At 53.1% G+C, this 8,651-nt stretch carries 5 protein-coding genes; 3 read left to right on the top strand and 2 right to left on the bottom strand.

Features of this window, described 5'->3' with window-relative positions:
* The first annotated feature begins 164 nt into the window (after positions 1 to 164).
* The 3 genes from Pla100_RS30005 (at position 165) to Pla100_RS29995 (ending at position 6,574) form a co-directional block, all read left to right on the top strand.
* The gene (locus tag Pla100_RS30005) at positions 165 to 1,805 is read left to right on the top strand and encodes a sulfatase family protein (RefSeq protein ID WP_261344839.1); all 1,641 of its coding nucleotides are present in this window, start codon (positions 165 to 167) and stop codon (positions 1,803 to 1,805) included.
* A 134-nt stretch (positions 1,806 to 1,939) separates the two neighbouring features.
* Positions 1,940 to 5,119 (top strand): DUF1553 domain-containing protein, encoded by a 3,180-nt coding sequence (locus tag Pla100_RS30000; protein ID WP_146583046.1) that lies wholly within the window; start codon positions 1,940 to 1,942, stop codon positions 5,117 to 5,119.
* 3 nt (positions 5,120 to 5,122) lie between these two features.
* Entirely contained in the window at positions 5,123 to 6,574 is a 1,452-nt protein-coding gene (locus tag Pla100_RS29995) for a DUF1501 domain-containing protein (protein ID WP_146583044.1), read from the top strand.
* A 321-nt stretch (positions 6,575 to 6,895) separates the two neighbouring features.
* Here the strand turns inward: Pla100_RS29995 and Pla100_RS29990 are convergent, their stop codons facing one another.
* Both Pla100_RS29990 and Pla100_RS29985 read right to left on the bottom strand, forming a co-directional pair.
* Positions 6,896 to 7,090 (bottom strand): hypothetical protein, encoded by a 195-nt coding sequence (locus Pla100_RS29990; protein ID WP_146583042.1) that lies wholly within the window; start codon positions 7,088 to 7,090, stop codon positions 6,896 to 6,898.
* A gap of 87 nt (positions 7,091 to 7,177) precedes the next feature.
* The gene (locus Pla100_RS29985; protein WP_146583040.1) at positions 7,178 to 8,422 is read right to left on the bottom strand and encodes a DUF1559 domain-containing protein; all 1,245 of its coding nucleotides are present in this window, start codon (positions 8,420 to 8,422) and stop codon (positions 7,178 to 7,180) included.
* Positions 8,423 to 8,651: the final 229 nt, after the last annotated feature.

Genomic DNA, 8,651 nt, shown 5'->3' with positions numbered 1-8,651 from the left:
GCGTTCACTCGAAACCCTCGTTTGCGTGCGTGGATTGAAGTCTTAGTAACCTGCAATACACGCGTAAAACGCCGAGGGTTTTCGAGTTTTCTAAATAAATCGCAAATCAAGCTTCGCTTGATTGAGGACTAGCGTGGCTTTTCGTCCCTTCCATTTGTCTGCTCGTGAGTTCGGTCGCGGTGGCCGCTGACCGGCCGAACATTCTCTATATCATGTCGGACGATCATGCGGCGCATGCGATCTCGGCCTATGGTGGCCGGTTGGCTGAGGTCGCTCCGACGCCAAACATTGATCGCCTAGCCAAAGAAGGTGCCTTATTTACTAACGCATTCTGCACCAATTCAATCTGTTCGCCCTCTCGTGCGTGCGTATTAACGGGCCAGTATGACCACGTGAATGGTGCATTCGATCTTTCCGGCAGTGTGGCGCCGGGTAAGCAGATGTTGGCGATTCAGATGAAGAAGGCTGGATATCAGACAGCCATGATCGGCAAATGGCACCTCAAAGAAGAACCGGCAGATTTCGATTACTACTGTGTTCTTCCCGGCCAGGGCGAGTACCACAATCCTGAGTTTTGCATCCGTGGCGAGAAGCCATTCGGCAAGAATCTGATCAAAGCAGACGGAAAGCACGTTACCGATGCGATCACGGATATCTCACTGGAGTGGCTTAAGAAACAACGCGACCAGAGCAAACCGTTTTTCTTGATGCATCATTTCAAAGCGCCGCATGATTACTTTGACAACGCAGCGAGATACGAAACGTATTTGCGAGAAGTTGCCATCCCCGAACCCGAAACGTTGTGGAAACGAGATCCATTGTTCGGATCAATTGCCACGCGGGGTGCCAACGATGAATTGATTCCGCACATTGGAACTTCGATCGGTGGACGCAACCCACGTCGTTCCTACCTTGGTGACCTGCCGAAACTTTATCCGGCTGAGTTTCCAGAGAACTTTGATCCCGCCAACTTTAGCGACGAAGAGAACACTCGATTGGCATACAACGCTTATCTGAAGAAGTTCCTGCGTTGCGTGAAGGGAATCGATGACAACCTGGGAAGATTGTTTGCTTACTTGGAGGAAAGCGGTCAACTCGAGAACACGCTGATCATCTATACCGCCGACCAAGGATTTATGCTTGGTGAGCACGACTATCAGGACAAGCGTTGGATGTACGACCAGTCGCAACGGATGCCGCTGCTGGTTCGCTATCCGCAGAAGGTGGAGGCTGGACAGCGATTCGACACGATTATTGAGAACGTTGACTTCGGCCCAACGATGCTCGACTTCGCCGACGCGGACGTCCCATCAAACGTGCAAGGGGCCTCGTTCAAATCCCTTTTGGAATCAGGGACTGAACCCGAAGGCTGGAAGCAGGAAGCTTATTATCGATATTGGATGCATATGGCGCATCACGACAATCCGGCACATATGGGTATCCGCACAAAGACCCATAAGCTGATTTACTACTACGGCTGTAACTACGACGGCGGCTATCAAACTCCGCCCGGATGGGAGCTTTACGATCTGGTAGAAGACCCGATGGAGACTCGCAATGTCATTGACGAGTCCGAGAACCGACAACTGGTAGATGAACTTAAGGGAAGGTTGGCTGCGCTGCGAACTCGCGTGGGTGACGATGGCTCCCATTTCCCTAGGTGCGAAGCGGTTGTGCAAGAGTTTTGGGATTACGACGTACAAGATCAAGCCAAGGCCATCGAGCTGTCGCATGAGTATCTCAAGCGACGACAAGCGGAGTTGAAAGCTGGTAAGAAAGGGGTACGGACCTGGATCGGGCAGTAAGTTTGAATTAAGTTTTTCTCGTTTAACGGCACGTCTTAGGCGTCTGCGAGCCCATATGACACCGTCGCCTTCGGCTTGCCGTTAAACGAATTTTTTCGAATAAGCATCAGCGTCCCGCTTGGCACAACGTAATCATGAAACTAATTTCGGCATTTCTTGCGGTAACGACCGTTGTAGCTTTGGGCCGATCAACGGCCGCGGGCGAAATCGACTTCAACCGCGATATCAGATCGATTCTTTCGGATCGTTGCTATTTCTGTCACGGGCCTGATACCAATACCCAAGAAGCTGGCCTTCGTCTCGACTCTCGCGAAGAGGCTCAGGAGGTGATTGATTCGGGGGATTTGGTGAAGCGGATCATGAGCGCCGATCCTGATCTGCAGATGCCACCGCCAGATTCAAAACTATCGCTTTCAGAAGACGAGAAGGGTTTGCTTCAACGGTGGCTTGACGAAGGGGCTGAGTATCAAGGCCATTGGTCGTTCACGCCGATTCCAGATACTGTCGCGGTCCCCAATGTCGAGAACTCCCAGTGGTGCCGTAGCACGCTGGATCAATTCGTGCTCGCCAAGATTGAAGCGTCTGGCATGACGCCGAGTCGTGAAGCCGATTCGCTGCGTTGGTTGCGAAGAGCTTCACTCGACCTGACCGGTCTTCCCCCGACGTCACAACAAATTGACAGCTTCTCAAAGGAGGTTGAAAAAGCCCGAGTCGAGAATCGTTCAGTGCAGCGAGTCTACGAATCGGCTGTCGACGAAATGCTTTCGGCGGAAGCGTTTGGCGAGCACATGGCGGTAGCATGGCTCGACTCAGCACGCTACGCCGATTCCTACGGCTACCAGTCCGATAAGCTCAATACTCAGTGGCCTTTTCGGGACTGGGTTGTTAATGCATTCAACGATAACCTGCCTTACGATCAATTCTTGACATGGCAGATGGCGGGAGATTTATTGAACGAACCGTCGCGAGAACAGGTCTTAGCGACCGCCTTCAACCGCATTCACCGGCTGAACAACGAAGGCGGTGCCGTTTTCGAAGAATGGAGGCTCGAGAACGTGGCTGATCGTGTTCATACGTTTGGAACCGCGATGCTGGGCTTGACGATGGAATGCTGTCGCTGTCATGACCATAAGTACGATCCAATCTCACAACGCGATTACTACGCGTTGTCTGCTTTCTTCAACTCCATCGACGAGAGTGGAGTTTATGATCGAACAGAAAAGGTTCCGTCTCCTTCGATCCTATTGCCCACCGAAGAGCAATCCGACCAGCTCGAGTCCGCCAGAAGAATGCTCGCCGTAGCAGAAGCAGACTACCAGCGATCGATCGACGAAGCCCAGCAACGATTCAGCGACTGGAAGAGCAATACAACCAGCCATAAGGTCATTCCGGATTTGCGTCTTGCACTTGGATTTGATAGCGGCTTTAGTGATTCGCTCAAGGCAATTTACCATCCGTCGGAATCGGATCGCGCTTGGACGCAGATGCCAGAGCTTGTGGAGGTAACAGAGTCACCGATCGCTCAGCTAGCTCCAACACTTGCTGCGGATAACCGGGATGGCGAACATTCTCGCAAAGCGATGAAGCTCGATGGTGAACGTGGAATCACCACCAAGGGTATCGAGCCCTTGGATCGCTGGATCCCGTTCAGCGTGGTCATCACTTTGCGAGAAACCAAACGCTCGGCGTTACGTGGATTGATCGCCCATCACACCCGTGGCACTGACTGCGGTTACAACGGCTGGGACCTGACCATTGAAGACGGTCATCTTGAATCGCGAATGTATCGCGATTGGCCGGGCAACGCGATCGGAGTTCGCTCACTCGAAACCATTCCCCCGGACGCATGGTGCCAAGTCGCAGCGACTTACGATGGATCATCTCAAGCAAGCGGTTTGAAGCTGTTTTTTAATGGGAGCGAACTGAAAACGACGATTCTGAGAGATAACCTAAAGAAAAGTTGTAACGTCAAGGTGGATCATGGCGGTGAGTTTGTGCTCGGCCAGCGGTTTCGTGCTCGCGGTTTCACCGACGGGTTGATTGATGACGTGCGTTTATACACGCGTGCATTGACCGTGACGGAATTGAAATCGCTTGCTTCAGGAGACGACCTGCATCCAACGCTGGCGTACTATGTGTCGGCGATGGACGAAGCAGCTAGGCGATCGCTAGATGCGCTGACTGCCGCTCGAAAAGAGGTCGCCATGGCCGAAGAAACGATGCACGAAATACCGATCATGCAAGAGACTCAGCAGCCACGCCCGGCTCACGTGTTGGCACGAGGCGAGTATGACGCCCCGAAGACCGCCGAGACCCGGGTCGATCGCGGAACACCCAGCGGCATAGGATTTCCGTTTCCACAAGATGCATCCCTGGATCGCAAGGGTTTAGCGCAATGGCTTACCGACCCGCGACACCCACTGACGGCACGCGTTGCAGTCAACCGTTTTTGGGGAAACTTCTTCACCGAACCGCTCGTGCGCACGCCAGAGAATTTCGGATTACAAGGCGAGCTGCCGACGCATCCCGAATTGCTGGACTGGCTGGCTCGCGATTTTGTCGAGAGCGGTTGGAATGTGAAACGTTTTTGCAAGAACATTGTGTTGTCTGCTACGTACCGACAAGACTCGCTGGCAAACAAGGAACAACTGCAACGCGATCCTACCAATCGGTTGCTTGCGCGTGGGCCAGCCCATCGTTTGGGCGCTGAACAAATTCGCGACCTTGCCTTAGCCGCTTCCGGTTTGCTCAATCCTGAAGTCGGCGGTCCACCGGTTTCGCCCTATCAGCCGGGTGAAGATTTGTGGAAGGAATCCAACGGTATGTCGCCGCCTTATCAGCAATCGGTCGGTCAATCGCTTTATCGGCGATCGTTGTATTCGGTTTGGAAACGCACCGCGCCGCTGCCGAACATGCTAGCTTTTGATTCTACCTCGCGTGAGGTTTGCACAGTCAAGCGGTCGCGTACGAATACTCCTCTGCAAGCCCTTGTGCTACTCAACGATATACAGTTTGTCGAAGCAGCTCGGGTAATGGCTCAGACGTTGATCGAAATCAAAGACGACGGCGAGTCCATCCAGGAAGCTTTCTTGCGGCTGACCGGCCAACGTCCCGACGCGGAGGAATTGCAAATCTTGAAACAATTACTGCATGACGAACGCGAGTTCTTTGCCGCTCACCCAGCGGATGCCACGCAGTTCATTGCCATTGGTGATGCAAAAGTTACCGGTGATGAACGGCTCGCCTCATTGGCAGCGTTGACCACGGTTTGCCAGGCCATCTTAAATCTCGATGCGACGATTTGGAAACGATGAGTTATGATCCCAATTCACAAAGTAAACCCACTGGCGGTGAATCGCCGCGTCTTCTTCAAGGGAGCCAGTGCTAGTGTGGGCTTAGCGGCACTAGCAAATCTGCTGGGAGCTGACAGCGCAAACGGCAACCCCAGCGGAGACAGTCGTGGTGCGCTGCCATCAACGCATTTTGCTCCCAAAGCAAAACGCATTATCTATCTGTTCCAATCGGGTGGTCCCGCTCAGCAGGATCTCTTCGACTACAAGCCACTACTCAACGAGATGAATGGCCAGGAACTGCCCTCGGCGGTGCGCGGCGAGCAGCGTTTAACGGGCATGTCGGTCAACCAATCTTCACTGCCATTGGCAGGTTCGCATTTTAAGTTCGCACAATACGGCCAGTCGGGTGCATGGCTGAGCGAGTTGCTGCCGTATCATCGCGATATCGTGGACAATGTCTGCTTCATCAAGACAATGCATACCGAAGCGATTAATCACGACCCGGCAATTACCATGTTTCAAACCGGTTCCCAAATCGCGGGTCGGCCTTCATTGGGTGCTTGGTTGACATATGGCCTTGGCAGTGAGAATGTAGAACTGCCGGGATTTATCGTCTTGGTTACCGCAGGACAGGGGGACCAACCGTTGTACTCGCGACTGTGGGGCAACGGATTCTTGGATTCCAAGTACCAAGGTGTTCAGTTCCGAAGTGGCGACGATCCGGTGCTCTATCTGTCCAACCCCGCCGGTGTTTCGGCCACGCGTCGACGGGCTCAATTGGATGCCATCGGGCGTCTGAATCAGCGTCAGTTCCAGAAAGAGCTTGATCCTGAAATCCAATCGCGGATCGCGCAGTATGAGATGGCGTATCGCATGCAAACGAGCGTTCCTGACGCAACCAACTTTGCTGACGAGCCGGAGTCAACCTTCAAGTTGTATGGCGAGGATGCTCGCAAGCCCGGAACGTTCGCCGCGAATTGCCTGTTGGCACGGCGACTGGCCGAGCGCGACGTAAGATTCATTCAACTTTATCATCAGGGGTGGGATCAACATTCGAATCTTCCCAAACAAATCAGAGGTCAAGCCAAAGAGACCGATCAGGCGTCTGCGGCGCTGGTGAAAGACTTGAAGCAACGAGGGCTTCTGGATGACACTTTAGTGATTTGGGGCGGCGAGTTCGGTCGTACTTCTTACACGCAAGGTGTTTTGACCCACGACAATTATGGCCGCGATCACCACCCGCGATGCTTTACGACTTGGATGGCCGGTGGCGGCATCAAGCCCGGCATCTCTCACGGCACGACCGACGATTTTGGCTACAACGTGGTCGAGAACGGAGTCCATGTCCATGACTTGAATGCCACGATTCTTCACCAGATGGGCATTGACCATGAACGGCTCACCTACAAGTACCAAGGCCGCAGGTTCCGCCTGACAGACGTCCACGGCGAAGTCATTGAAGATATTCTGACTTGAGACTTCCGGGTGCGGATCTTGCTTCGCTCGATCCGAACTCACGCAGCTGCGGAGACTGATGTCTTAGAATCCCTCGCTGACCGGCACGTTGATTTGATCGTAACCTGACGCGTCGGGTAACGGTTAAATCAATATGTCGATAACCCCAAAACGGCCATTAGATTAGCCGTCTGCTGCGCTGGCGGAAATGACTGGCAACTCGCCCAATCTAAAATCGCGGCAAGACGACCTTTGACCGGCCAGAGTGCCACTCTTTGAAGAAATTCTTCAAGGCGCACTCTGGTTCTTCAATGCCACGTTCAGTTGGCCAGAGCTCCTCCACTAACCTTCAGGTCCGGCTTTGTAATCAGCCTGTGCTGCCGCCGCTTCAGCAGCCGCTTTCTCTGACTCTTCCACCATCGCTCGATACTGTTCAACCTCTGAAGCGGTGGCTCCATCAGCAACATTGGTCGTTGACGAATCACTGCCGCAACCTGCAAAAAACGCAATACCAATTAGTAAGACTAGTTTATTCATAAAAAATTATCACTCGTTAGGCTAGTAGTTAGGAATCGTAAGTGCTGGGTTGGCGCTTCGGTCAACCCAGCACTATTCAATGCGATCTCAAATCTCTTCGTCGATAACTTCCTTGGCTGCTCGCGTGCCTAAGGCTCCCCACAATCCGAACTTGCTTCCTTCTCCATTGCCGTTCCATCTGTTGTGGATGAACTGCCCAGGGACGGTACCATTGACTCCGGCACCACTTTCGATGGAGTCCGTGATGAACTTAACTGCACCGTCGGCCATCAAGACATGAACCCCGCCTTGATGCCGACTGCTAGCAGACCACCATCCGCTGCCGCCTGCATTTTGCTCGGTACACACGGCCTTGTTTGGAGGGTTTGCCGTTAAGAAAGTCGAGTAGATCAGATTGTAATCGGCCCAGCGATATCCGCGTCCATCGGTTGCCCCAACAAGATTCGTCCCACCGACCCAAAATTGCGGACGTTGAGGATCGATAGATGGTTTACAACGGTTCTCGACCGGTGGTGTCTGGCGAATGAAATTCCAGGCGCCATGAGCAATTGGACGTGTGCGTGTATCGCTATCCCCCAGGTCGGTGGCGATTTCTCCGGCCGCAATCGTATTTGCCAGCCCATCTAGTATGTCACGGAATTTAGTTGTGTATCCGGACCTAAAAACACCGCGCATCGAAGCGCGGACTTCTTCCGCCAATCCCGGATTGTGCCGCCAAACTCCAGCATTCCTTTGCCAATCGCCTTGGGCGCGATCAGGGGAATCGCCAAGGCAGGCAGCGTAATTCGTTCGTCCGAGTGAGGGCAGCCCTGTGCCGGGATCGCTGGGGCAACGAAGAGTAGACAACTGAGTTGCCCATGGAATGTAAGCAATGTCCTCCGGAGTTGGCCCCATTGCCGGGAATGGACCGCCGCTGCGACGTGCTTGAACCGAACCGCTCGGGTTTGCGGCAGGTGGCGAATTTCCAAGAGAATCCACATTCATCGGGTTCGAGATTTGTTCCCAAATGGCCTGTTGCTCGATGAACGGTGTCAGCCCGACAAGAAAGCTTAGCTTGTTCATGTTGGAGATCTCTGACGGCCGCCAATAATCTGCCGTGGTATTATCGATCGTTCCCCCGCCTTGCATGGGAAGTTGATTGTAGGCCGAATGGTAGTTATGAATGGCAAGGCCAATCTGTTTGAAATTGTTGCTGCAGCTCATTCGGCGAGCTGCTTCACGGGCGGCCTGGACCGCAGGAAGCAAGAGCCCGACGAGAACGCCGATGATGGCGATCACCACTAAAAGTTCCACTAGCGTGAAGCCACGCTTGCGAGAATGTAAACTAAACATGAGTCGATACCTCAAATCGAAGGGAAGATGGCGTAAACTCAACTTATGTGTCGAAACTCGACACAAACTCCAAGTTGACGTATCTCATTCTCCCTTTCTAGTCCTCAATCAAGCGAAGCTTGATTTGCGATTTATTTAGAAAACTCGAAAACCCTCGGCGTTTTACGCGTGTATTGCAGGTTACTAAGACTTCAATCCACGCACGCAAACGAGGGTTTCGAGTGAACGC

This window comes from Neorhodopirellula pilleata (genome assembly GCF_007859915.1).
GTDB lineage: Bacteria > Planctomycetota > Planctomycetia > Pirellulales > Pirellulaceae > Rhodopirellula > Rhodopirellula pilleata.
This window is presented reverse-complemented; position numbering and strand designations above follow the sequence as displayed.

Coding starts and splice junctions, on each gene's coding strand:
- Pla100_RS30000 (WP_146583046.1), top strand. CDS start 1,940: ATGAAACTAATTTCGGCATTTCTTGCGGTAACGACCGTTGTAGCTTTG.
- Pla100_RS29995 (WP_146583044.1), top strand. CDS start 5,123: ATGATCCCAATTCACAAAGTAAACCCACTGGCGGTGAATCGCCGCGTC.
- Pla100_RS29990 (WP_146583042.1), bottom strand. CDS start 7,090: ATGAATAAACTAGTCTTACTAATTGGTATTGCGTTTTTTGCAGGTTGC.
- Pla100_RS29985 (WP_146583040.1), bottom strand. CDS start 8,422: ATGTTTAGTTTACATTCTCGCAAGCGTGGCTTCACGCTAGTGGAACTT.